Raw genomic sequence first — 24,996 nt, 5'->3', positions numbered from 1 at the left:
TCGGTAGCGACAAGTTTAACTCGGAGTCAAAATGTTATCGAGCATTGCTGAGAGTCGACATGAGGAAAGTGCAGTTTGTGCCTATAAGAGGTATATCTACAACAGCACCGCGTTACGATCAGCAAGGTTCCTGATTCTGAACTGCTTAAGTTTTTCAGCGATTTTGCGCGCAAAGGTTCTAAGGATCCGGTCGCACTGCTGACGATTGTCGACGCTCTGGTTCAGAATAGGAACATTGAATGGCGTTCGCTTTCTCGCCTTCTCTGGCGCGCGTTCGAACTGTCGGACAAGATCCCGCGAGAAGAACGCGCTGCATTTGTGACAAGCATCGGCGTTCGGGCGGAGAACGCCGATGACGGGGAGTTGGCGCTTTCTGCCATGGAAAGAGCACTTAAGTTAGATCCTCATGAACCTTCATATTGGGCGAACCTTGCAGCTTGCTATTCCATCAGGGGTGATCATGAGAAAGCCATTAATACGGCGAAACGCATGCCGATGGAGGAGGGCCATCGAAGCTACACGATGAAGGGCAATGTTTTTCGCGCCGCAGGTTTGGATGAGGCCGCGATCGAGCAGTATTTATTAGCGCTAGAGCATGATGCTCGCTTCGAGCTTCCTATAGCAAACGGGCTAAGTATTGCCGCTTCATGTGGCCGATGGGATTTAGTGGAAAAGTTTGATACCGCGATCGATGGTCTCGAAACGCCCTCAATAAACCTAATGATTGCCAAAGCTGAAAGACTTGCGGATCGCGGTTATGTCGAAGGTGCTCTGGAGATCTATCAGGGTCAGCTTGCGCCAGAGGGTAGGTTTGTCATAGGTATCAATCAGAGCGATGACATTACTCTGATTCCTAATAATCCCGCCAAGGATCTCTCCGATTGGTACTGGAACTTTGGCAAACATCTCTTGGTTAGCTCTCGCTGGCATGATCTCGTGGACTTGTTTGAATTTTTGAAGTCACCGATTGGGAAGTTCCTACGGACAGGTGATCACATGGTTCTCGAAGCCGAATTTCTGCGGTTGCGCGGTAAGTGGGATGAGGCGAGATCGGTGCTTGATCAAGTTAATGCACAGATTACGCGTGAAATTTCGAGGATTCTGCTCGCGCTGGATGAGGACGACATTGCATCTGCGGCGAATCGATTGTTGGAGATTCCCTCTGAGTGTCCCGGGCAGGATTCTGAGGACTTCAAGTTTTGGTTGGGGAACTGCGGGCCTGTACTAAGATCTCTCAGCGCACTGGTGGCATTCCAACAGGGTGACGCGGTACTCGCAGATAAAGAGTCAGCCGAGGCCCTCGCATACGCCAATTCTGGCTCTTTTAGCGATTGGGTTCGCGTTCAGGTCATTGAGCAAACGGCACCACTGTCGGAATCGAGGGCCGTGGCGTTGGGACTCCTTCAGCGTCATCCCGGTAACCCTCAACTGATCGAATGGGTCGTGAACCGTCATCTGGAGGCGGAGGATATCGATCGCGCCGCGGAAACCCTCCAACAGTTTAGGCCGGTACTTGAAGGATCCGGGCGCCGCGATACTGCAGCTTTCCTGGGTGAGCAAGTGGCACTCCGGCGAGCGGGGGCTAACGGGTCGATCAAGCTACGAGAATGGCCGTGGATAGATCAGTTTACGGAGCCGACGCGAGGTTGGCTCACTGCCGCGGGCACTCAAGCCGCGGATGTGGGGTGGCTGCGGCTCTCCGTGACGCTCTTGCTCGCGAAAGTGTTCGAACGAGAGTTTTATCTACGTATCGCACAGCCATTCGCGAATGCCTGTAAGTTCGATAATCAGGGCATCGAACCGGAGATCCGGGAATTCGTATATGCTTTGGAACGGGGACGAACCCCGAGTTTAGGTATGATTCAACATGCGCTTTGGGCAGCGCAATTACGACCTGATCAGGGTGATTCGTCATTAATGATATCGTGGCGAAGACACCTTGCGGAAATTTCGTGGTCTGGCGCTGTTAAACTTCGCGACAAAGCTTGGTTAAGATGGCTTTCGAAGTTGACTCAAGCGCGTAACCGTGCGGCACATGCAGGCGATATAACTCAGTCTGAGTTCGAGATGATACTGACTGGCTTCGTCATCGACGATGCACCTGGTCCCGCACTGACGGTACTCGGGATCGGATTAGAAGACAAAAACTCGTGAGCCGCAATTAACGGCGGTCTTTTCCGCAACTTAATCAATAGATTTCGAACGATGCTGTACCGGATATGCGTTGCGGCCGCACTCGAAGAACGGACGAGTGTGGGACATTTCCCGCTTGCCTGGGCGCGCGCGGGTTCCGTCTTCGGTCCGACGCATCGCCCGCGATGGCGGGTACACATAGAGGATTTCAGTGATCAGTAACGCATGCCCCGAGTGCAGTACCCCGAAACATCCACTCTTGTGCTGTCCCGAGTGCGGGTTCACCCACCGATTGGCCGCGCAAAGCGCCATGCCCGATACCATCGATTCCGATCCGGCGACAGCATCGCATCCACCGGCGATCGCCGATCCGGCCAAGGGCAGTTCAGCTCCCGTCATCAGACACAAGCGTCGTCGCCTCACCGCCGTAGCCGGCTCGTCGGTCCCACGTTGCGCGGTCTGCGACAGCCCGGCCGTGCCGGGCGAGGCACTGTGCGCGCAGCATGGCGAGGATGTGGGCCTAGTCGACTAGCCTACCGGCAGTGCGGTCCCAGATCCGTTGCCATAGAACAGGGCTCGCCGCTGAAAGTTCGCTATTGCGGGTTCAGGCCCCGATGAACCTAGCGATATCCGGACCGATCTCGCGTCGCGACAACCAGGCATCCACCTGCGGAAAGGATCTCGCCACCCGCAATGCCAGGCGCTCGTACTTGGCCACATCCTCCCCGAAGCCGGCAAAGCTGAAGCCCGCAAAGGTGTCGTCCGGCGGAGCATCGCGCTCTTGGATCCGTGCACGATCGCGCACCGGCAGGTAGACGACATCGAGCGACTCCTCGGGAATGACCGGTCCCCATGCGGTTTGCAGCGGCCCGCGACCTCTCCGGCCGAACTCGAGGATGAAGCTGCCGCCGTTCTTCCAATACTGGATCGACAGCAGATCCAGGGCGTCGTCCCGCAGGCGCATGAAGTGGATGGACTTGCCGACGAAGCCGGCCGCAACGAGTGCGGGTACAAGGTGCTTGCGAAGGCCTTGCGCATGAGATCGCCTTCTCGTGACATCTTGGATCCTCCACCGTTTGGTTGCTGAGTCAACGATTGATCGGTAATGACGGTTGAGGGCGAATCCCTCCGAGCGGCCGATTACGGGGACAACTCGGAGCATCGCGCGGAGTCGAGTCGAGTTCTTGACCGAGATCAGGGATCGTCATGGGTGGAATATGACCGACAGTGCTATGCTTCGGGCAGTGTTCCGGATCCGTGGACGGCAGTCGCGCACCATTGGACGCGAGCGTGCGTTTGAGATGCCACGGGTCCGATCGGAATCTTTGACCAGCAAGCACTTCAGCCACAACAAGGAGATAAGGACGAAGGATGGATCCTGTCGTAGTCATCGACTTCGAAACCACCGGTCTCTCGCCGGATTACGGGGCTCGTGGGACCGAGATCGCCGCCGTCTTGATCCGTGACGAACGCCTCGTCGATCAGTACCAGAGCCTTATGAGCTCCGGGCTGCACATCCCCCCTTCACCCAGTACCTCAGCCGAATCTGCAAAACCATTGTGCGCGAAGCACCTCCCGCAAAGCGGCTCATTGGCCGAGGTTGCGGACTTCTTCGGCAACTATGGTGGAACGACTCGCGGATCGGCGTCAGTTCGGTCCCGACCAGGCTTTGTTGCGCGATGGCATCCGCCAAGGCGGCGTAACCGGGGGCCGCAGACGGGTTGCGACGCGAAACAGTTCGCACGATGTGCGGTTGCCGTAGGTCCTTGTTGCAAGGCAACGATGCAGGAGTCCCAGCGATGCGAATGATCCAGGGCTGTCTAGCCACGATCATGGTCGCGCTCTCCTTGGTTTTTGGACCGACGCAAGCCGCTGAACCGGAGGGCTCAAGCACGCCCGCCGTTCTCGCGCCAATCGCCGAGGCGTCAGCGCCCGCTGAAACGCCGGAGCAGGAACGGCGAAGGGCGCTGGTAGACGCGCACGGTGCCGAGATCACGGACGCCATCCTCGCCGGTACCGTACTCAAGGCGATGACGATGGAACAGGTGATGCTCACCCGCGGCGCGCCCGCGCGGATCGAGGTGATCCCGCCGGATTCGGCGCTATGGCACTACCCCGATGGCGAGGTGGCATTCGCCGATGGCAAGGCGAGCTATGTGGGTCTTCAGGGGCCTCTGGTTGGAGACACCCCAGACGGTCAGGCGGATAGGCGTCCAACGCTAACGCCGCTTGAAGATCAGCCGGTCGCAGACGCGCATTCAGGCCGCGATACGGCAAGCGTAAACACGCCAGACGATGGCTTCTTGGCCTTGCGCAGCGAGCCGAGCATTCGCCGCGGCAAACGGCTGTTGAAGATCCCGCACAACACGGTGCTGACACTAGCTGAATGCGTCACGAGCAAGGCCGACGGGCGTTGGTGCAGGACCGGCTTCCAGGGCGAGGTCGGCTGGGTGTTCGAGCGTTATCTGATTCGTTAGGGTGTCCCATCGACCATGGCGTCCATCGGCGGCGATTCGGATCGGCTTATGAACCGGCGTTACAACGGAATGGGCAAATGGAGGTCATGGTGAACGAGACTGACAGGCAAGGCCGGCGCTGGCTGCTCCGGCTGCAGAGCGCCTTGGTGTTGCCGATCGCGCGGGGCGTCTATCTTCTGATCGCGCTGACCTGCCTGGTCGTCGTGATCGGCGGGATTTTATATGTCGTCTTCCTACAGGTGTCGACGGTCGGCCAACCCGCATTGGTCGCCGTTCCGCCAGCCGACCAGGCCGGCGAGCCTCTCCTCGATGCGTCTGATCGAGCCGTCGACTTGGCCTTGGTGCAGGCGCGCCTAGAACCGCCGAGCGCCGTTCGCTTCAACGTCACTGCTGGAACTCTCAGCGCGCCGCCGTCCGAGAGTCAGGTCCTCGGGCATTTCGTCGCCGAGACCCCCAATGGGCTGGCACCATTTCCGGAAGGCGTGAGTCTGATCGGGGGACCGGATGCGGAGCTGTTCGAGCGTGTTCGTGACGGCGCCGAGAAGCGGGTCGGCTTGGCGGCCAGGGCAGCGCTCGTGACCGAAATCCGCGACACGCTGCGCGACATCACCGAGCCCACCAGCCGCTCCTTTACCGTCCGCGTTGTCGCGCGGGATACGTACGGCCTCGCATCGGCCCCCGCGGAGCTGTCTTTCGCGCTGAGGCTTGCGCCTGCGGCGCCTGCGGCGCCGGTGGCGGCCTCGGCACCCGCGTTCGAACCGGAGCCGACGCCGCTGCAGGCGATAGCACGGGATATTGCGCGCACCGTCGAACCAGAGGTCAACCCGGCCCACTTCGCCGCGTACAAGCTGGCAGAACAGGTGCCGGGGCGCTGCGGGACGAACGCGTCCGACCAGCGCTTCCTCACGAATTACCGGCGCGCTTTCGACGAGGTCCGTCCGCGGCTGACTGCGTCCAACGTCGATGCGTTCTATTTAGGTCTTTGCGAAGCCTGGCAGTCGGTCCTCGAGCAAGAGGCGGCGGAAGCTGAACAACTACAGGAGGAATACTGGGCGGAGCGCCAGGCAGCCGAGTACGCGCGCGAGCAGGCATTGGCGCAGAACCGAGACCTGATGAACCAGCATGAGCGCCGCGTGCTGGAGGCCAGGGCGCAGAGTTGGGTGACGCTATCGGTCATCGGCGGAGCACTTGGGATCTTTCTGTCCGTCGCGCTCGTGCTGGCCTTCCTTGCACTGGAAGGGCACTCCAGAGCCGTGAGGACGGCGATGGAGGCGATGGTCAAGCTCACCGAGCAAGGCCGCGCAACTGCCGCGACGACGCCGAGTCCACCATGAACCGGTCCAGCACATCCACCCCCCGGGGTTGCTGCCGACACCCGAGATCGGTCCCCTGTGCACTGCCCAGCACCCTGGCGTTGTTGCTGGTGGCCGGGCTGCTCGGTTTTGGCCCGGTCGTGGCGACCGTTGAGGAGACAGCGCCGCCATCGGCTACGGATGGGCTTGGCGCCGATCCGGGCAATGCGCCGGCGGCGCCGGAGGTCGCCGGTGCGGATGCTGATGCCGAAATCGTCGCGGCGATCCAAGCCGGCACGGTGCTGAAGGACATGACGATGCCGCAGGTGCTGCAAGCCCGCGGCGAACCGTTGCGCAAAGAGGTCATCCCGCCGGATGCCGAACTCTGGCATTACGCCGAAGGCGAAGTCGCGTTCTCGGAGGGCAAGGTCAGCTATGTGTCGCTGATCGCGTCGCCGGTGCCGCCGCCCGCAACGCCCGAGTTGCGGGACCCGCCGCTACGGGAGCAGGCTCAGCCCCAGCGCCATCTGCCGTCGCAGGGTCAACATGGGCAGGTCGGTCCTCCGCCGATTCGGGTTGGTGACACCTACGTCTACGCGTCCAAGAACCCGGACGATTCCGCAGCAAGCCTGACGACACGCCGCACCGTCACGGCGATCGCGCCGAACGTGGTCCTATCGTCGCTTAGTCTCGAAAGAAAGAATGCAAAGCCGCGGACGTTGCGCTTCGATCGGCAGTGGAATCTGCTCGCGAGCCGCAGCCCCGACGGCTCCGGGCGGGACTATGCCCCGCCGCTGAAGTACTACGACTTTCCGCTGTTTCCGGGCAAGACCTGGCAGCAGACCACGACCGAGACCGATATCCGCACGGGCGCCGTCCGCACCCATACGGTCGCGGGCGTGGTCGAAGACTGGGACGTGGTCACCGTTCCAGCCGGGACCTTCCGCGCCATCAAAGTCAGCCTCCGAACGGAACTCTACGACCCAAGCTCCGGGGAGAGCATCCCCGGCACCGATGTCTCCTGGTACGTGCCTGAGGTAAAACGCAGCGTTAAGTCGGTCACCACCGGTAAAGGAGGCGGCCGACGTGTGATTGAGCTGCTGCAGTATTCGCTCGGGGCGAATCCTTGATCTCGCCCGGTCGCCCCTTGCCATCCTGCCGGCCATCGCCAACCCTCGCGCCGATGAGCACGGTAACCCTTCAGTCCCGGCGCACCCGGCCCGAGGCGCCGAATCACCAGCTCGGCACTTTGCTGATTTACCTCAGACTCCCGGTGACCGGTCACGATCACCGTGACCATGCGGATGCCGAGATGGCGGTGCACCTGACGCTCTATCCGAAGCGGACCCTGATGGAGCGCTTCGAACGCGCCGCGGCGACCTTCGGTCTTCGGGAGCGGATTCGGCGAACGGCGAAGGCCATACTTGATGCGTGCGTGGAACGGTATGGCCGGAGATGTCCGTGACCGATCGACGCCGACATCGCAGGAACCCGGCTGCAGGCGCACAATGGGCGCTCACAGTGGGAACAGCTCAACCAGGATGATGCATCGAGAGGGAGTCGTGGCATGAAGGATGAACATGGCCAACCACCAAGCCGGTTCAGTCAATCGCGCTTGAGCGATCGAGGTATCGACGAGCTCATCGGGCTCTGTCGAGGCATTCTCGCCGATGGCGTCTTGGCCGAAGCGGAGGTGCGATTCCTCGCCGACTGGCTTGATCGACATCGCCATATCGCTGACCAGTGGCCCGCGGTAGTGCTCTACAAGCGGATTCAGGAGGTCTTGGCCGACGGCGTCATGGATTCCGACGAGGAGCGCGACTTGCTCGCCACCTTGCTGGACTTGACTGGGGCACCGATCGTCGGTGAATCGGCCGCCGGCATGTCGACTGCCCTGCCTCTCGACGTCCCACCACCGACGTTGACCTTCGATGGCTGGGCCTATTGCTTCACCGGCAAGTTCGCTTGCGGCACGCGTAACCAGGTCCAGCAGGTGGTCCGCTCGCTTGGCGCAAAAATCTGCACGGCGCCGACCCTGAAGACCAACATCGTGGTCATTGGCTCCATCGGCAGTCGTGATTGGATCCACTCGACCCATGGCCGCAAGATCGAAAGCGCGGTCGCGATGCGCGAACGCGGGCATCCGATCGCGCTGGTTGGTGAGGAGCATTGGTACGAGACGGTGTCACGGCTCACACTCAATGGATGAGCCAAGCGCGTGCATCCTGATCGTCAGGTCGGCCGGTTCCGGCTTTGGTTGTGTTCGGGTTTGACGGCATGACGTTGCCGCGCGAGTTCCTTGCCCCCGCCCGTTTCTGGTCACGCACCGAGGTGCTCGCTTCACCCTCGCCGGTTCCGCGCGAGCCGGGAGTCTACGCCTGGTATTTCCGCGACATCCCGCCTGGCGTGCCGACTGCCGACTGTCATCGCTGCAGAAATCTCACGCTGCTCTACATCGGTATCGCCCCGAAGGCGCCGCCGACGAACGGCGCTCGTCCCAGCACCCAGCGGCTCGTCGATCGCGTTCGCTATCACTACCGCGGCAATGCAGAGGGCTCGACTCTTCGGCTCACACTTGGGTGTCTGCTCTCGGAGACTCTGGGGATCGAGCTGCGGCGGGTCGGGAGCGGTAAGCGGATGACCTTTGCCGATGGGGAGATGACGCTGTCGGGATGGATGGCGGAGAACGCGTTTGTGACCTGGGTTGTGGATCCGGCGCCTTGGGTGTTGGAGGAGCGGCTGATTTCGGGGCTGTCGTTGCCGTTGAATCTGGACATGAATCGGGGGCATCTTTTTTACCCGACGTTGCGAGCTTTGCGGAAGTGCGCAAAGCGCGAGGCAAGCGCAAGGTCGGTTGCTAACCCTGAAGGTGATGAGCACCCGGAATGTCAGGTCAAATAGGTGAAACGCGCATGGCGCTCTCGGAAGTAACGTCTCAGCCCGACGGTTCACCAAAGCCTGGGCAAACTGTCCGCGTTCGTACTCGAACGTATATTGTAGAGTCTGTTGAAGAAGCCGGGGGCGACCCGGCACTGAGCGTCGTGCGTGCGTTCTGCCTGGACGACGATGCTCAGGGAGAGCCGCTTGAGATCGTTTGGGGCTTGGAGCTCGACGTAGAGATTCTCGATGCGGAAGGTTGGCAGAACCTCGGCGAGAAGGGATTCGACAATCCCCGGTTCTTCGGGGCCTTTCTGCATACTCTGCGGTGGAACTGCGTAACCGCCACCGATCCAAACCTATTCCAGGCACCCTTTAGGGCTGGTATCCGTATCGATGCCTACCAACTGGAGCCTTTGCGGAAGGCGCTGCGACTGCCACGTGTCAATCTGTTCATCGCCGACGACGTGGGCCTCGGCAAGACCATTGAGGCCGGGCTCATCGCCAGCGAACTGCTGCTACGCCGCCGCGCGCGAGAGATCGTCGTCGCCTGTCCACCCTCAATGCTTTACCAGTGGAAGGACGAGTTGGAGACGCGCTTCGGGCTTACGTTCCAGATCCTCGACCGGGCCTATGTCGAGCGCATCCGCCAGGAACGCGGCTATGGCGTCAATCCCTGGACCACCTTTCCGCGCTTTCTGATTTCCCACCGCCTGCTGATAGACGAAACGTACGCAGGCCCCCTGCGGGACTGGCTGGACCATCTCCGCTCGGGCTCGCTCTTCATCTTCGACGAAGCGCACCACGCAGCCCCGGCCAGTGGGTCCCGCTATGCAATCGACTCGCGCTTCACCCGCGCCATCCGCGATCTCGCCCCGCGCTTCGAGCATCGTCTCTTCTTGTCGGCGACACCCCACAATGGCCACTCCAACAGCTTCAGCGCCCTGCTTGAGATCCTCGATCCACACCGCTTCACCCGGGGAGTCAAGGTACTTAAATCGCGTCTGGACGAGGCCATGGTTCGGCGGCTCAAGGAGGACATCCGCGCCATTAGCGGCGGTTTCCCGAAACGCAATGTGGTCCAGATCGATCTGCAGGGGCTCCCCGCTGATGCGCCGGAGCTTCGCCTGTCCCAGTTGTTGGAAGACTACCGGACCGCCCGCGAAACACGCTATGCCGGGGCGACCCGGCGCCAGCAAGCCGAAGCAGCGCTTTTGGTCTCCGGGCTGCAACAGCGCCTACTCTCCTCGATCGAAGCCTTTGCCCGCACCCTCAAGGTACACCGCCAGACGATGGAGCGGCTGTGGGCGGGCGAAGCTCCCGCGCAGCAGTCCGCTCCTGCGGCCCACCGGGCACTCGACCTTCTCACCGAGACGCCCGACGCCGACGACGACCGCTCTCAACAGACGGAGGACGACCAGGCCCACGAAACCGAGGCAGCCATTGAGGCCGCTACACGCGCCACTGCTGGCGACGGTCAGCCTGGTCAGATCGCCAACGAGCGCGCCTTGCTGGATGAGATGACCGCAATCGCTGAAGCAGCGCGGGGCCAACCCGATACCCGCGTACGCTTTCTGATCGACTGGATTCGTGACCATCTGTGCCCCGGTGCCCGGCTGCCGGGACAGCCCTCACTTGATCTGGACGCCCCCTGGACCGATCTGCGGCTGCTCATCTTCACCGAGTACGAAGACACCAAGCGCTATCTGCTGGACATGTTGCGCGGCGCAATCGCAGGGACACCCCTGGCCGAGCACCGTATCGAGGTGTTCCACGGACCCACCCCACCAGACAAGCGCGAGGCAATCAAGCGAGCCTTCAATCAGCCGCCGACCGGGCATCCCTTGCGCATCCTGGTCGCCACCGACGCCGCGCGCGAGGGACTCAATCTCCAGGCCCATTGTTGGAACCTATTCCATTTCGACGTGCCCTGGAACCCCGCCAGGCTGGAGCAGCGCAACGGCCGAATCGACCGCAAGCTTCAACCCAATCCGGAGGTCTACTGTCACTACTTCGTCTATGTCCAGCGACCCGAGGATCGGGTGCTCGCCGCGTTGGTGCGCAAGACCGAGACCATCAGCCAGGAGTTGGGCAGCCTCTCTCCTGTGATCTCGGCTCGCCTTGCGACCGTTCTCAAGCCTGGTATCAGACGCCGCGACGCCGCGCGGATCGCCCAGGAGATCGACAACGCTGGCCTCGATCCCGGCAAGCAAGCCACGATCGACGAGGAACTGGAGACCGCCCGCGAGCGTCAGGACACGCTGCGCAAGCAGATCGACACCTTGCGCGGTCGCATCAACGACGCCCGCAAATGGATCGGCTTGGACATGGAGTCCTTCCGGGACGCCTTATCCTGTTCGCTCGAAATGCTCGGGGCCGAGCCACTCAGTCCATCCCAATCACCGCCCGGCGAGCCGCATCGATGGGTCTTCCCGAACCTCGAAATACGGCGCGGCGCTGATCCCACTTGGTCCAATACGCTCGATACCCTGCGCGTCCTTCCGGATGACGGCGTGCGGGGCTTCACCTGGCGCCGCTCCTCGCCGATCCGTCCCGTGGTATTCGCCGCCCCCGAGGGGATCGATGACGACGTGGTGCAGCTTCATCTGGAACATCGGGTGGTGCAACGGCTGCTCGGACGCTTCACTGCCCAAGGCTTCGTCCATCACGATCTCTCGCGCGCCTGTCTGGCGCAGACCGAAGACGCAGTGCCCCGAATCGTTCTGCTCGGCCGGCTCGCGCTCTATGGGCGTGGCGCCGTGCGCCTGCATGAGGAGTTGATCCCGATCGCCGCCCGCTGGATCGAACCCGAGCGCCGTGCCAAGGGACTGACACCCTATGCCCGCGACACAGAGAACCGCACCCTGGAACTCCTAGAGAAAGCACTGCGGCCCAATCCTGATGCCGCCGGACAGATTTCGCCAGTCACGCGCGAACGACTGCTCGCTTCCCTCGCGCAGGACATTGAGGAGTTGCTGCCCTTCCTTGAGGCACGTGGCCAACTCGCCCGCGACGAGGCTGAACAGGGTTTGATCAACCGGGGTCGAGTGGAATCCGGTAGCCTGACGAACATTCTGGAAGACCAGCGCCGCCGGGTCGCCGATGCACTCGGCAAACCGATCCAGATGACGCTGGATCTGGACGAGGCCCCGCAGGAAGAGATCCGCCAGGCAGAATCCAACCGCCGCTACTGGGAGCGCTGGCTGGAAGGCGTGGATCAGGAACTGGAGCGCGAACCCGCACGCATCCTCGAATTCTACACCCCGACGTCTCATCGTCTCGAGCCGGTCGGGATCGCCTATCTCTGGCCGGTGACGGGGTAAGCTGCCGTGTCCAACGAACCCGTCTTCCGCGATCACCAAGCCTGGCTCGGCTATCTGCAGCCCGACGGCTTGGTTGTTTCCCCAGCCGCGCTGGTCGATCTGCAAGTGATCCTACCGCGCGATGTCCGCGTCGAGCAGCAACGCTTCCTGGAGTGTGTCACCGAGCAGCGGATAGGCGACGGCGACCCGGTTCCCGTAATCGCCGATCTGGCGGCATTTCTGCACGATGTCCTTGAGTGGCCCGAGACCCTGCTGCACGGATTCAACCCCGTCCGCCCACTGTCGGAGTGCCTCACGGTCCCTTTGCGCGAGTTCGGCGAGACCCTGGTACCCAGCGCCGCGCTGGCCGACGCCAAACCCAAAGATGCTGAACACTCCTGGCTGCTGCTGATCCAGTCGCTTCCGCTGGGCACCGACCTCGACGCCGCCGTAACCGGCGACCCTCGAGGTTGGTCCGCCTCCCCAACGCGCCGGTTTGAGCGCCTCTTGCGCGAGACCCAGATCCCCATAGGGCTACTCGCCAACGGCACCCAGCTGCGCCTGATGTATGCCCCACGTGGCGAGAATGCCGGGAGCCTGACGTTCCCGGTCCAGGCCATGACCGAGATCACCGGGCGTCCCATCCTCGGCGCCTGTCATATGCTTCTCAAACGCTCGCGCCTGTTGGCCGGACCGGTTGGTGAGCGCCTGCCCGCCGTGCTCGCCAAGAGCCGCGAGTACCAGGGTACCGTCTCGACGCAACTCGCCGGCCAGGTGCTGGAGGCCCTGTATGACCTGCTGCGTGGCTTCCAGGCCGCCGATGAGCGCACTAGCGGCGCACTTCTCAAGGATGTCCTCGCCCACGATCCCGATAGTGTCTATGGCGGCCTGCTGAACGTCCTGCTACGCCTAGTTTTCCTGCTCTACGCCGAGGACCGGGGCCTAATGCCCGGCTCGGCGCTCTATGTCCAGCATTATTCGGTCCATGGCCTATTCGAGAAGCTGCGCACCGACGCCCAAAACTATCCCGATACCCTCGACCACCGTTATGGCGCCTGGCCGCGCCTGCTCGCTTTGTTCCGCGCAGTGCATGGCGGCTGCCGCCACCCCCAGCTCCAAATGCCCGCACGTCATGGCTATTTGTTCGATCCCGAGCGTTTTTCCTTCCTCGAGGGTCGTGTCGCGCAATCCGACCCGCAAACATCATCGTCCATCCCACTGGTCTCCGACGGCACCCTCTACCACGTCCTCGACCGCTTGCTGATGCTCAAGGGCGAACGGCTCTCTTACCGCACCCTGGACGTCGAGCAGATCGGCAGCGTCTACGAGGCCATAATGGGCTTCCGGCTGGAGGTAGCACACGGCCCGACGATCGCGCTTAAGCCGCCCAAGAAGCATGGCGCGCCGCCAGCCGTGAATCTGGCGGCGTTACTGGCCCAGAAGCCTTCCAACCGGGCCAAGTGGCTAAACGACACCGCTGATCAAAAGCTCGATGTCAAGGCAACCAAGGCACTGAAAGAGGCCGCCAACCTTGATGACCTGCTCGCCGCCCTGGAGCGGCGCATCCATCGCGGCGCCACTCCCAGTCCCGTCGCCCAGGGTGCGATGACCCTACAACCCTCGGACGAGCGCCGTCGCAGCGGTTCGCACTACACCCCGCGCACCCTCACCGAGCCGATCGTGACGCGCACCCTGGCGCCAGTGCTGGCCCAGCTCGGGGAGCACCCGACGCCCGAGCAGATCCTCAACCTCAAGATCTGTGATCTCGCCGTCGGCTCCGGCGCCTTTCTGGTCGCCGCCTGCCGCGCGCTCGGCGAGGCGCTCGTCAGCGCCTGGCATCATCACGGCCAGTTGCCGCCGATCCCGCCCGACGAGGACGAGGTCCTGCTCGCCCGCCGGCTGGTCGCCCAACGCTGTCTCTATGGGGTCGACAAGAACCCGATGGCCGCTGACCTGGCCAAGCTCTCGCTGTGGCTGGCGACCCTTGCTCGCGATCATCCCTTCACCTTCCTCGATCACAGTATCCGCGCCGGTGATTCGCTGCTTGGGTTGAACCGACGGCAGATCATAGCCTTCAACTGGGAGCCATCAAAAGACCGTGCCCTCGATGATGATTTGATCGAACGGCGGCTGGTCGCCGCGACCGAGGCACGGCGCGTGATTATCGACAGCGGCGACGACCTCACAACTTCGTTGAAGGCGCAAAAGCTGGCCGTTGCCGATGAGTCACTGGAATTGGTGCGCTTGATCGGCGATTTGAGTGTGGCGGCCTTTTTCAGCGCCGATAAAGACAAGGTGCGGCAGATCAAGCGGGACTCGCTGCGCGCGGAACTGACCGAGCGATTGCGCGCCAACGACCTGCTCAATTTACCCAAACCCAGTTACATCCTACGCAGCAGTGAGCACCCGTTTGTCCCTTTTCACTGGGAAATCGAATTCCCCGAGGTGTTCCAGAGTGCTCAAGGCGGATTCGATGCCATCGTCGGCAATCCCCCCTTTGCCGGGAAGAACACCCTGATCGGCGCCAATACCGCCGGCTATCTCGACTGGCTCAAGCGAATGCACCCCGGCGCGCATGGCAACGCCGATCTGGTGGCGCATTTCTTCCGCCGTGCCTTCGATCTACTGCGCCCGGACGGCTGTTTCGGCCTTATCGCCACGAACACCATCGGCCAGGGCGATACACGCTCGACCGGATTGCGCTGGATTTGCACCCACGGCGGGGCGATCTATTGGGCGCGCAAGCGTTACAAATGGCCGGGTGAGGCGGCGGTTGTAGTCAGTGTCGTCCACATCAAAAAAAGCCCCTCTCCCAGTGGGAGAGCAACTGGAGTAAGGGAGAAAGCATCAGCGATCCTTGATGGTCGCGCCGTCGAGCGCATCAGCGCCTATCTCTTCCATGCCGGCGGCGATGAGGATCCGGCGCGGCTGGAGGCCAATGCCGACAAGAGCTTTCAGGGCAGCATCGTGCTAGGTATGGGCTTCACCTTCGACGACACCGATACCAAGGGCGTCGCCTCGTCATTGGCCGACATGCGGCGGCTGATCGAACGGAATCCGCGTAACGCCGAGCGCATCTTTCCCTACATCGGCGGCGAGGAGGTCAACGACTCGCCGACCCATGACCATCATCGTTATGTCATCAACTTTGCCGATTTTCCGCTGCGTCGGGAGGACGTGGGTGCAAGCTGGGCAGGTGCCGACATCACGCAACGCAGCCGCTGGCTACGCACCGGCATCGTGCCACTCGATTATCCCGAGCCGGTGGCAGCGGATTGGCCAGAGTTGCTTGAGATTATCGAGCAGAGGGTAAAGCCGGAGCGGCTAAAGATTAACGACAAGATTGGCAAGGAGAAATGGTGGCTGTTTCTACGGACGCGAGGGGAGTTGCAGCAAGCAATTCGCGGGCTGGAGCGGGTGTTGGTCATCTGCCGCCACCAGCCTCAGTGGGTTACTACTTTCATGGCATCTTCATCGGTGTTCGCAGAGTCCCTGATTGTATTTCCTTTTTTTAATCAAGCGACTACCTGCTGCCTCCAAGCCCGCCCGCATGAAATTTGGTCACGCTTCTTTGGGTCGTCGATGAAGGATGACCTTCGTTACAATCCCTCCGACTGCTTCGAGACCTTCCCCTTCCCACCTAACTGGCGCACCAACCCCGCCCTCGAATCCGCCGGCCTCGCCTATCACACCTTCCGCGCCGCCCTGATGGTCCAAAACAACGAGGGCTTGACCAAAACCTACAACCGCTTCCACGACCCGAACGAAACCGCACCCGCCATCCTGCGACTGCGCGAGCTGCACGCCGCCATGGACCGCGCTGTGCTCGACTCCTACGGCTGGACCGACCTCCCCACCGACTGCGAATTCCTGCTCGACTGGGACGACGAGGAGGACGACGAAACCTCCAGTGGACGCCGCAAGAAGAAACCCTGGCGCCTGCGCTGGCCCGACGACGTCCGCGACGAAGTCCTCGCCCGCCTGCTCGCCCTGAATGCCAAACGCGCGGCAGAAGAAGCGAGCGCAGGACTGAGCAGTCCAGCGGCAAAATCCCAGCGGGGCTCGGCAAAGCGATCTTCCGGTTGCCTAAATCTTGAACTGGGGCTTCGAGAGGAGTGATGGGCTATGGCCTCTTTGGTCAATGAGGAAACCGCAACACTTTTGCAACACATTAAGGATGCGATCGAGAAAACGACCGCAAATGATGAAGAAAGAACATTCGTCGCCTTCACATGCTATATCGACCGAGACGCTATCGACGAATTAATCAGTGCGGTCCAGAGCAGCATTATCAAGCAAGGTGGACACCTCGCTCGCGTTCTTCTGTTCGTCGATGCGGGTGAATGGGCGAAACAACGTATTGATCGAAATGAGTTGAAGCGTCTAGTTCGGGATCGGACCGGTTTGATTAAGCGGGTAACGATTGCCCCCGCCTGGTTCGGCGGCAAGCTGTTCCATGCGAAATGCTATGCACTCATCGGCCCTAGAGACGACTCTAACCGGCGGAAGGGTTTCGTTGTACTAACGTCAGGCAATCTGACCAAGCGCGGGCTTGGCCTAGTTCGAAACCATAATGTCGAGTTTCTTCATGTGTCCCAAGACGCGGATTTGTTAGAGGAGGTGAGCTGCATCGCAAAGTCGCTTGAGAACGAGCGCCGGCCGCCGAAGGAATACGATCAGCGTCACGCTGATCTAATGGTGGCTCTGGAGCTATTCGGAAGCGGTGTCTTCTATCACAAATGGACGAGCACTCTGAGCAGCGTCGGGAGGTTCACGTTGACCCTGACCGAAGCGGGTAGGAACGCCAGTATAAGGTCCGACAATCCATTCTCAGATTATGAATCTAAACGAGAAACTGTATCGAGAGAACCAATCCAACTTAACCAAGTGTTCGAAAATGTAGGAAGGGTCTTCCCCCGCATGTTCTGGGCATATTATAGCGTCGATACCCTGTTGGGCCGATGGGTGCCCCAAAGTGTCGCAGCTGTTATTGATGAAAGGCTGGTGAGTGACGTATGTAAGTACGTTGACGAGATCAAGCGTATCGCCAACGACAAGCAATTGGCAGACACGAAGCGGATACTTTGTGACGAGGTGTCGGGCTACTTCCGGGAAGGCTATATTGAAGAAACTGAGAATGTTGTCGATCGATGGCACGACAGGGTACGTCAGTTTCGGGACGATAAAGAGGCCGTAAAACTCAATATTATCAATTACGAAAAGGTTCCAGACGTGCTGGATTCAGCGAATCGTTCTCTCGTCTTGAAGATGTTCAAGGGTGTGCGTGACCGTGTGTCGGTTGTACGTAATCCGAAGGGACTAAAGCTGACGATCGCTTCTTATCTTGAAGGGCAGAACGTGAATCTGGATGACGCCTTCTCCGATCTTGCAGGGAGAGCGCGTGAGGAGTTGATGCACCAAGGACGAGGTTAAGCAAGGCTTTCGGTTGAAACGGTCCCTTTAGACGCTTGCAGATTCACTTGGGGAGTAGCGGCGACTGCTATGTCGACAATGCAATCATTGGATGTTAGGTCCGGGTTGGTGGAAGCCCTGCGCCTTGATCTCGTTGGTCCGGATAACGACCACGCATTTGCGAACGAACTACTTCCGGAATCACCGACCCGCTGGTATCTGACCGGCTTTCTGGTACCGCGCCACGCCCCCGAGGAGCAGCGCACCGATCCCCAGGCCGCCGATGAAATCGACTCCGGCGAAGATGCCGAAGCGGATGACGGCGCGCCACCTGACCGCGTGGCGGCGGTCAAGAGCTATCTGCCGTCCTCGCTGGGTCTCTCGGTCCTCGTGGATCCGGATGCGGAACGACTGGAGGCCGAGGTCGTCTGGGGCGAGTATGTCTACGAGGGGGCGGAGGATGAGCCGCCGCCCGAGCAGGAATTCCCAGCCGAGGGCGAGGAGCATGCGACAGAGGCGCGGGGGGGAGCGGCAACACCACCTCAATCCCCGAGAGGCTACCGGCGCGCGCCCTGTTCGCGAACCCTCGCCATCCTTCTCCCGCGTGTCGGCGCCGAGCCGGTCGAAGTACCAGTGCCACAAAGCCGTGGCCTGATCCTGGTGGTCACTTGCCGCTCGGTACCCGCTGCCACCGGACTCCCGGTGGGGACGCGCTCGGTTTCGGTCTTTCTGGTCAACGAGCGCCAACCTAATCCGGATCATGGCTACCGCGCCTTCGCCTTCCAGGCCGGCCTCGTCCTTAAATCTCAACTGCCCTTCGTAGCACGGCCCGATCTGCGCGGCTTAGGCAATGGCGAACTTACCGAAGAGTGGGACGCGCGGGTGGGTGATCTACAGTACCGCGATGTCCATGAGTACGCGGTGGGACACGGCGTCGCGGCACAGGCAATCCTCGCCGAGGCGGATCGCTGCTTCGAGGCACGCACGGACTGGCTCCCCAGTGCGGAGGTCGAGCGCGTCGAGCCGGCGCCGACCCCCCAAGTCGAACTCGGCATGGAAGCACTGGCGGACCTGGCCAATGTTACCGATGCCCACGCCAAACTGGGTCCGCTCGTCAGCCAGTATCGGGACTGGATCACGGTCCAACGCCAGAAATGTCAGGGACTGAATCAGAAGCGGTCCATCACTGCCACGGAACTGTTGAAAGCCGCCGAGCAGGCGTCCGATCGCATCGAGGCCGGCATTGCCCTGCTGGCCGATCCCGAGATCCTGACCGCGTTCCGACTCGCCAATCGGACGATGGCGGCGGCTGCCCGGCGCCGTGAAGCGCAGTCCGCGGGGACGCAGCCCGCCACCGTTGCCGCACCCCGCTGGCGCCCATTTCAGCTCGCCTACATCCTGTTGACACTGCGTGGGATGGCCGATCCGCTGCACGCCGAGCGCGAGGTCGTCGATCTGCTGTTCTTCCCCACCGGCGGCGGCAAGACCGAAGCCTATCTGGGGCTCGCAGCCTTCATCCTGCTGCTACGCCGACTGCGCAACCCGGGGCTGCGCGGCGCGGGCGTCAGCGTGTTGATGCGTTACACTCTGCGCCTGCTGACCCTGGATCAGATGGGTCGCGCGGCGACCCTGATTTGCGCCCTGGAACTGGAGCGTGAGGCCGATGCCCGTCTGGGACCATGGCCGTTCGAGATCGGACTCTGGGTCGGCAAAGCGGCCACCCCGAATCGCATTGGACACAAAGGCTACGATGGTCCTGGCAAGGACGACACGGCCTATATCAAGACGCAGCGCTACAAGCGCGATCACCGCCGCTATCCGCGCCCGATCCCGCTGGAAAATTGTCCCTGGTGTGGCGCCGAATTGGGGCCGGACTCGTTTCGTCTAGCCCCCAATCCTAATAAGCCGGTCAACCTAGAGGTTCGCTGCCTCAACCACGAGTGCGATTTCTCGTCGGCTCGCGCCTTGCCTATCATCGCGGTCGATGAGCCGATTTATCGACGCCTGCCGGGGCTGCTGATTGCTACGGTGGACAAGTTTGCCAGTCTGCCCTGGACCGGTGAGACGGGAGCCTTGTTTGGACGCATCGAACGCTTCGACAAGGACGGTTTCTACGGGCCTTGTTCAACTCTTGGCCAATCCTTCGGGGGCCGCCTGCCGCCACCAGATCTGATCATCCAGGACGAGTTGCATCTCATCTCCGGCCCACTGGGCACCATCGCCGGACTCTATGAGACAGCCATCGACGCCCTGTCGAGCTGGACGATCGCCGACCAGACCGTACGTCCCAAGATTATCGCCAGCACTGCGACCGTGCGGCGCGCCGATCGCCAGATTCGCGCGCTGTTTGGACGCCCTGCGGTCGAAGTCTTTCCGCCGCCGTGTCCCGACCGGCGCGACTCATTCTTTGCCGTAACGAAGCCGTCGACCGAGGTGCCGGCCCGCCTCTATGTCGGCGTTGCCGCCCAGGGACGCAGCCTCAAGGTCATGCTGTTGCGTTCGGCCCTGGCCCTCCTGTCGGCCGGGCAACGGCTCTGGGACGCCTCCGGAGGTAAGAAGGCGTCGCCAAACCCGGCGGATCCCTACATGACACTGCTTGGTTACTTCAACAGTCTGCGCGAATTAGGAGGCTCACGTCGGATCGTCGAAGATGAGGTACGGGCGCGACTCTCGCAGTATGGGCGTCGTCGCCGGCTGGAGCCCGAAGATGGTCTGTTCGTCCATCGCAACATCGCCTACGACGTGCTGGAACTGACCTCGCGGGTCTCCACCGCCGAGGTCGCGGCAACCAAACGCCAATTGTCCCTAGGTTTCCAGGAGAAAGAGCGGGTCGATGTCGCTCTCGCCACCAATATGATCTCGGTGGGTCTCGACATCATCCGGCTCGGTCTGATGGTTGTGCTGGGACAGCCCAAGACCAGCGCCGAATACATCCAGGCTACCAGTCGGGTTGGACGAGATCCCACGCGGCCCGGTCTGGTGGTCACCCTCCTCAACATCCACAAATCGCGCGACCGCTCGCACTACGAGCGCTTCGGTGGCTATCACGCCACCTTTTATCGGGCCGTCGAAGCCACCAGCGTTACGCCCTTCTCGCCGCGCGCCCTTGATCGCGCCCTGGTCGGCGCCCTGGTCTCGCTCGCTCGCCAGGGCCTGGCGGCGATGACGCCCCCAGATGGGGCCGAGCAGATACAGGCACACCGCCATGCGCTTCAGGCTGTTGCCGACTGTTTCGCCGAACGCGCCCTTACCCATGACGGACACAAGGATCCGGCCGAGGCCCAACGGCTGCACGACCAGGTGCTGAGCACCTGCGAGGGCCTGCTCGATGATTGGGGCGAGATCGCCAACCAGATGCAGGCGACCCACACCCGGCTCCAGTATCAGCAGTGGGAACCGCCGGGCGCGCAACGTTTGCTCTATGACATGCTCGACCCCGGACTGCTGGCGCTGCCGTCGATTCAGCAGCGGTTCCGGGCCAATCGCTCGATGCGCGACGTGGAGCCCAGCGTGGAACTCGATATCCGCCAGTTGGATGAATGGAGAGAGCGGTCATGAAGAAGCCCACGCTACGCGCCAGTCAACTCATCACCACCTTCGGACCGGGGGCAATGGTCGACCTCCCCGAGGCGTCGGTCCTGATCGCCGGACTCGACCATTGGAACTACGACCCAAGCCAGCTCCTGCCGATCGACGAACCGCGTCTCGTCGCCAAGCTATCCGACCAATTAGGCCGGCCGAAACTCACCCTCCGCGCACCGCCACCCGCCAACGACCGCCCCCAGGGGCTGCATCCGGCGATCGTCGCCTGGCGCTTTCCGAAGTGGTATGTCGTCCAGGAAGCCGTCACGTCCAAATCGGGGTACCGGCGACGCCGGCTCGTCCATGCCAACGCACTCGACCGCGACCGTTTTCGCGACGATGACGGCAAGGCGAAGAGCGTGGTACCGATTCGCTTCGTGCGTGCCTGTACCAAGGGTCATATCGGCGACATCGACTGGCCAGCCTTCGTCCACGGCGCTGCTGTGTGCAAGCGGGAAATGTGGGTAGAAGAACGCGGCACCAGCGGCGATCTGGACGCCATTTTCATCGTCTGTGCCTGCGGGGCGGAACGCTCCATGAGTCAGGCTGCACGCATGCAGTTGAGAGCGCTCGGTAACTGCAACGGCGATAGACCCTGGCTCGGCGCCGGCAATCGGGAAGCGTGTGGCGAGCCGAACCGACTGCTCAACCGAACGGCATCGAACGCCTATTTCTCGCAGGTCATGTCGGTGATCTCTATCCCGGACACACGAAGTCCAGTTGATGACGTGGTCCGCTCACTCTGGGAGGATTTTTTGTGCGACGTGGACACCCTCGCCGACCTCAAGAAGGTCCGCAAGAAGCCGACCCCGGCCGCCCGCCTGGAAGGGCTTGCGGACGACGCAGTCCTGACGGCCATTGACCGGATCCGCGCCGGGGCTAGCGGTCCGGCGCGCAGCGTCAAAGAAGTCGAATTCGAGGCACTGGCGGATGCCCAAGATGAAATGGGGGTCGATCAGCCCGATGGCGTCTTCTATGCGCGGGCCTTGCCCTCTACAGAGTGGCAGGGCACCATAACGCAGTCCATTCAGAGGATCGTGCTGGTCCACCGGCTGCGCGAGGTCGCCGCCTTGGTCGGTTTCACCCGCTTCGAAGCGATAGGACCGGACATCGACGGCGAGTTGGATCTGGGCGTGAAATCGGCTCCCTTGGCAGCGGATGCCTCTTGGCTACCCGCCGTGGAAAACCACGGCGAGGGAATCTTCCTGCAGTTTCGGGCCACCGCGATCGAAGACTGGTTGAAGCGCCCCGAGGTGATTGAACGGGGAACCGTACTCCAGGCCGGCTTCGCCCTCTGGAAGCGCGATCATGAGGAATCCAGTCGCGACTTCCCAGGCCTCCCATACATCCTGCTTCACTCGCTGTCGCATCTGCTGCTGACGGCGGTCTCGCTGGAGTGCGGCTATCCGGCATCCTCCCTGCGCGAGCGCATATATGCGCTTCCTGGATGTTACGGCATCCTGCTTTACACCGGCTCGCCGGATTCGGAAGGCACCCTCGGTGGTCTTGTGCAGGCGGGCCGGGAGATCGTTAGGCATCTCGGCCGCGCCATCGAGCTGGCGGCACTTTGCTCCAACGATCCTGTTTGCGCCTACCATCATCCGGCCATGCACGATCACCAGCCGTTGAACGGAGCTGCCTGCCACGGCTGCCTACTGATTGCCGAAACATCCTGCGAACAGCGCAATGAATTCCTCGACCGGGCACTCGTGACCGCCACCGTGGAAGCATTGGGCGCGGAGTTCTTCGGACCTTGCGCATTGTGAAAAGCGCCCGGTCGCGCCGGCCGACGAGCGTATCGGTTTGGAACGCGCGGATGAGCCGCCTTGTCTCGTTCGGGGAGAGGATCGGCGTCTTGCCGACGGCGCAGGAGAATTTCGGTCCCCGGACGAAGGACGCCGGGTTGATGGTAAGGACCTGGCCCATGACCAGCGAGTCGAAGAAATGCCCCAGGGCCGAGAGCTGCCGCCTGACGCTTTGCGCCTCGTAGCCGCGCATCTTGAGCTCGACCCAGGTGGCGACGTGCATCGGCTCGATGTCGAGGAGCTCGCCGACGCCGACGGACTCGGACCAGTCCAGAAAGTCCCGCACGGCATTATCTCGCGAATACATATGCGACCCCGTCCATGGCGAGCGCAGCGCAGGTGGGTCGTACCGGGTAGGTGCGAGCGTGTTGCCGCCGTGACGATGGGGCAAAAGTCCCAAAGCCACGAAGGCAGTAGACCGGTAAGCTGTCGCGACGGCCCCGGCCGTGCAACGCGCCGATCTGCTCGGTCGCGCCCGTTTCGAGCCGATCGGGCGAGCTGGTCCACGCAGTCGGTCTGGAGCCCGGCCCCCGGTCGACCCTAGTCTCCAAACGGATCTTCGGCCCCGGTCAAACCCGCGATCTCCTCGGCCAGCTGCGCGGCTTCCACCTCCAACTCGGTGATCTCGGTGGCGATCTGCCCTGCTTGTTGGCCCGCGATCTCCAGCAAAAAGTCGGGGCGCTCCCCGCTGAGCGTGAAGAGTTCGTAGTCGCCGCTTACGCGCAGCCGTTCCAATTCATCCAACAGGTTCAGGATGCGCTCCTGAAGGGTCACGTACAGCTGCCGCAGCGTGGCCAAGTCCGCGTGGTCGTCGAAAGCCAGACTGCTCAGTCCCCGGCGCAGCAGGAAGCCATTGGGGTCGTTGGCAATCTCCCGCAGACGCTCGACGTCGCCGCGGTCGCGGGCCTGGTTGATCTCCAGGGTCAGGCGCTCGTGGATCTCCTGCTTCTCCGGCTCGTGGGCGAAGCGGTCGGGATGGTAGAGGCGGACCAGCTTGCGGAAGAGGGTCTTGAGTTCTTTGTGTTCGTCGTCGCTCAGGGCGCGGCTCTCGGCTGCCAGGGTGGCCGCATCCGCGTATTCGCGCTCGGTCTCGGCGCGTGCGTCCTCGTATTCCGGGGTGACCGCCTCGGCCTCTTCTTCGCCCTCGATCACGAGGGCGTCGAGGTATTTGCGCCGGTACTGGATCTTCAACCGCAGCCTGTCCCGGCGCTCGTAGTGGGGTCGCAGCAAGGAGAATAGCCGGGACTGGACCACCTCCACACCGTGGTGCTCTTGGGTGTACTCCACCTCCAGATCCGCCAGTCGGGTTCGGGCGCCCGCAATCAGCCGACGCAGCGTCTCCAGCTCCGAATCGGGTTGCGACGCGAGCGCTTGCGACGACGCGCTCAGCTGAGCCAGGTACCAGCGACCCATCTCCACGCTGCGCGGGTTGTTGGCGCCGGCGAGCCATTCAAGCCAGTCGTACAGGTTCGGATCGTCCAGGGCCTCCCGGAACGGACGCCCCTTGTACTTGCCGAAGGCGATGCGCGAGGGAAACCAGGGCGCGGCGGCGAACGCGCTGATGGCGTCCCAAGTCTCCAAGCCGCGTTCCGCGGCCAGGGGCCGCAGGACCTGCTGCATCAGGTCGGCGACCGTCTCCACATGCCCAGACGCGGTGTGCGCGCCGCGCTCGGGCAGCCGGTAGTACCGGCGCAGGGTCTGCAGCTTGTGGTTCCCGGCCGGAACCGGGTCCAGCAGGCGCTGGGCCAGGCTAAGGGCGCAGAAGCCGGGACGGCCGATGGGCTCGATGCCGAGACGTTGCCATTCGGAGTGCAGCACATCGTCGAGTTCGTAGCGCAGGTTGTAGGCGACCAGAGGCTGTTCGGCGACGTATTTGGCAAAGGCTTCATAGACACGAAGCGGCGGCTCGCCGTCGCGTTCCAGGATCTCCCGGGTGTGGCCGTTGACGCGCGATGTCTCGGGCGGGATAGCGGCATTGTTGTTGAGCAGGCGCCGAAAGGACGGCCCTTCCGGTGTCCAGCCGCGCATGCGTTGGGCAGCCAGCTCCGCCACGTAGACGGGCGCCTTGATGCCGGAGGTTTCGGTGTCGATGAGAATCCAGTTTGTGAAGTCCATG

15 protein-coding genes are annotated in these 24,996 nt (G+C 62.2%); 13 read left to right on the top strand and 2 right to left on the bottom strand.

Annotation, left to right across the window (positions count from 1 at the left end; genetic code table 11):
• Positions 1–318: 318 nt before the first annotated feature.
• On the top strand, positions 319–2,154 hold the full coding sequence (locus BLV04_RS20560) for a tetratricopeptide repeat protein (RefSeq protein ID WP_175534729.1): 1,836 nt from the start codon (positions 319–321) through the stop codon (positions 2,152–2,154).
• Between the two features lie 583 nt (positions 2,155–2,737).
• Here the strand turns inward: BLV04_RS20560 and BLV04_RS20555 are convergent.
• Positions 2,738–3,097: a hypothetical protein gene (locus BLV04_RS20555; RefSeq protein WP_093036930.1), complete on the bottom strand. Its 360-nt coding sequence runs from the start codon at positions 3,095–3,097 to the stop codon at positions 2,738–2,740.
• Between the two features lie 407 nt (positions 3,098–3,504).
• Between BLV04_RS20555 and BLV04_RS26200 the strand changes: the two genes are divergently transcribed.
• From BLV04_RS26200 to drmB, 12 genes are all read left to right on the top strand, one after another.
• Positions 3,505–3,942, top strand: a complete 438-nt coding sequence (locus BLV04_RS26200; protein WP_139191990.1) for an exonuclease domain-containing protein — start codon at positions 3,505–3,507, stop codon at positions 3,940–3,942.
• Positions 3,933–4,610 (top strand): SH3 domain-containing protein, encoded by a 678-nt coding sequence (locus BLV04_RS20545; protein WP_139191989.1) that lies wholly within the window; start codon positions 3,933–3,935, stop codon positions 4,608–4,610. Before BLV04_RS26200 ends, BLV04_RS20545 begins: the two co-directional genes overlap by 10 nt.
• A 77-nt stretch (positions 4,611–4,687) precedes the next feature.
• Positions 4,688–5,944 carry a hypothetical protein gene (locus BLV04_RS20540; RefSeq protein WP_093036923.1) on the top strand — a complete coding sequence of 419 codons (1,257 nt, stop codon included), beginning with the start codon at positions 4,688–4,690 and terminating at the stop codon, positions 5,942–5,944.
• A gap of 80 nt (positions 5,945–6,024) precedes the next feature.
• Positions 6,025–7,032: a hypothetical protein gene (locus tag BLV04_RS20535; RefSeq protein ID WP_093036920.1), complete on the top strand. Its 1,008-nt coding sequence runs from the start codon at positions 6,025–6,027 to the stop codon at positions 7,030–7,032.
• Between the two features lie 53 nt (positions 7,033–7,085).
• Positions 7,086–7,367 carry a hypothetical protein gene (locus tag BLV04_RS20530; protein WP_093036917.1) on the top strand — a complete coding sequence of 94 codons (282 nt, stop codon included), beginning with the start codon at positions 7,086–7,088 and terminating at the stop codon, positions 7,365–7,367.
• A gap of 213 nt (positions 7,368–7,580) precedes the next feature.
• On the top strand, positions 7,581–8,111 hold the full coding sequence (locus BLV04_RS20520) for a BRCT domain-containing protein (RefSeq protein ID WP_175534728.1): 531 nt from the start codon (positions 7,581–7,583) through the stop codon (positions 8,109–8,111).
• A 68-nt stretch (positions 8,112–8,179) separates the two neighbouring features.
• On the top strand, positions 8,180–8,803 hold the full coding sequence (locus BLV04_RS20515; RefSeq protein WP_093036937.1) for a GIY-YIG nuclease family protein: 624 nt from the start codon (positions 8,180–8,182) through the stop codon (positions 8,801–8,803).
• Positions 8,788–12,102 (top strand): DISARM system SNF2-like helicase DrmD, encoded by a 3,315-nt coding sequence (gene drmD / locus BLV04_RS20510; RefSeq protein WP_342721920.1) that lies wholly within the window; start codon positions 8,788–8,790, stop codon positions 12,100–12,102. The genes BLV04_RS20515 and drmD overlap by 16 nt, the downstream gene beginning before the upstream one ends.
• Positions 12,103–12,108: 6 nt before the next feature.
• Entirely contained in the window at positions 12,109–16,200 is a 4,092-nt protein-coding gene (locus tag BLV04_RS20505; RefSeq protein ID WP_093036905.1) for an Eco57I restriction-modification methylase domain-containing protein, read from the top strand.
• 6 nt (positions 16,201–16,206) lie between these two features.
• On the top strand, positions 16,207–17,514 hold the full coding sequence (locus BLV04_RS20500; protein ID WP_093036901.1) for a phospholipase D-like domain-containing protein: 1,308 nt from the start codon (positions 16,207–16,209) through the stop codon (positions 17,512–17,514).
• Between the two features lie 69 nt (positions 17,515–17,583).
• Positions 17,584–21,051 (top strand): DISARM system helicase DrmA, encoded by a 3,468-nt coding sequence (gene drmA / locus BLV04_RS20495; protein ID WP_093036898.1) that lies wholly within the window; start codon positions 17,584–17,586, stop codon positions 21,049–21,051.
• Positions 21,048–22,841 carry an MrfA Zn-binding domain-containing protein gene (gene drmB, locus BLV04_RS20490; protein WP_217633756.1) on the top strand — a complete coding sequence of 598 codons (1,794 nt, stop codon included), beginning with the start codon at positions 21,048–21,050 and terminating at the stop codon, positions 22,839–22,841. Before drmA ends, drmB begins: the two co-directional genes overlap by 4 nt.
• A 579-nt stretch (positions 22,842–23,420) precedes the next feature.
• Here drmB and BLV04_RS20485 read toward each other — a convergent pair.
• Positions 23,421–24,995: a 3'-5' exonuclease gene (locus tag BLV04_RS20485; protein ID WP_093036892.1), complete on the bottom strand. Its 1,575-nt coding sequence runs from the start codon at positions 24,993–24,995 to the stop codon at positions 23,421–23,423.
• Position 24,996 lies beyond the last annotated feature (1 nt).

Source organism: Thiocapsa roseopersicina (genome assembly GCF_900106925.1).
GTDB classification, from domain to species: Bacteria; Pseudomonadota; Gammaproteobacteria; order Chromatiales; family Chromatiaceae; genus Thiocapsa; species Thiocapsa roseopersicina.
This window is presented reverse-complemented; position numbering and strand designations above follow the sequence as displayed.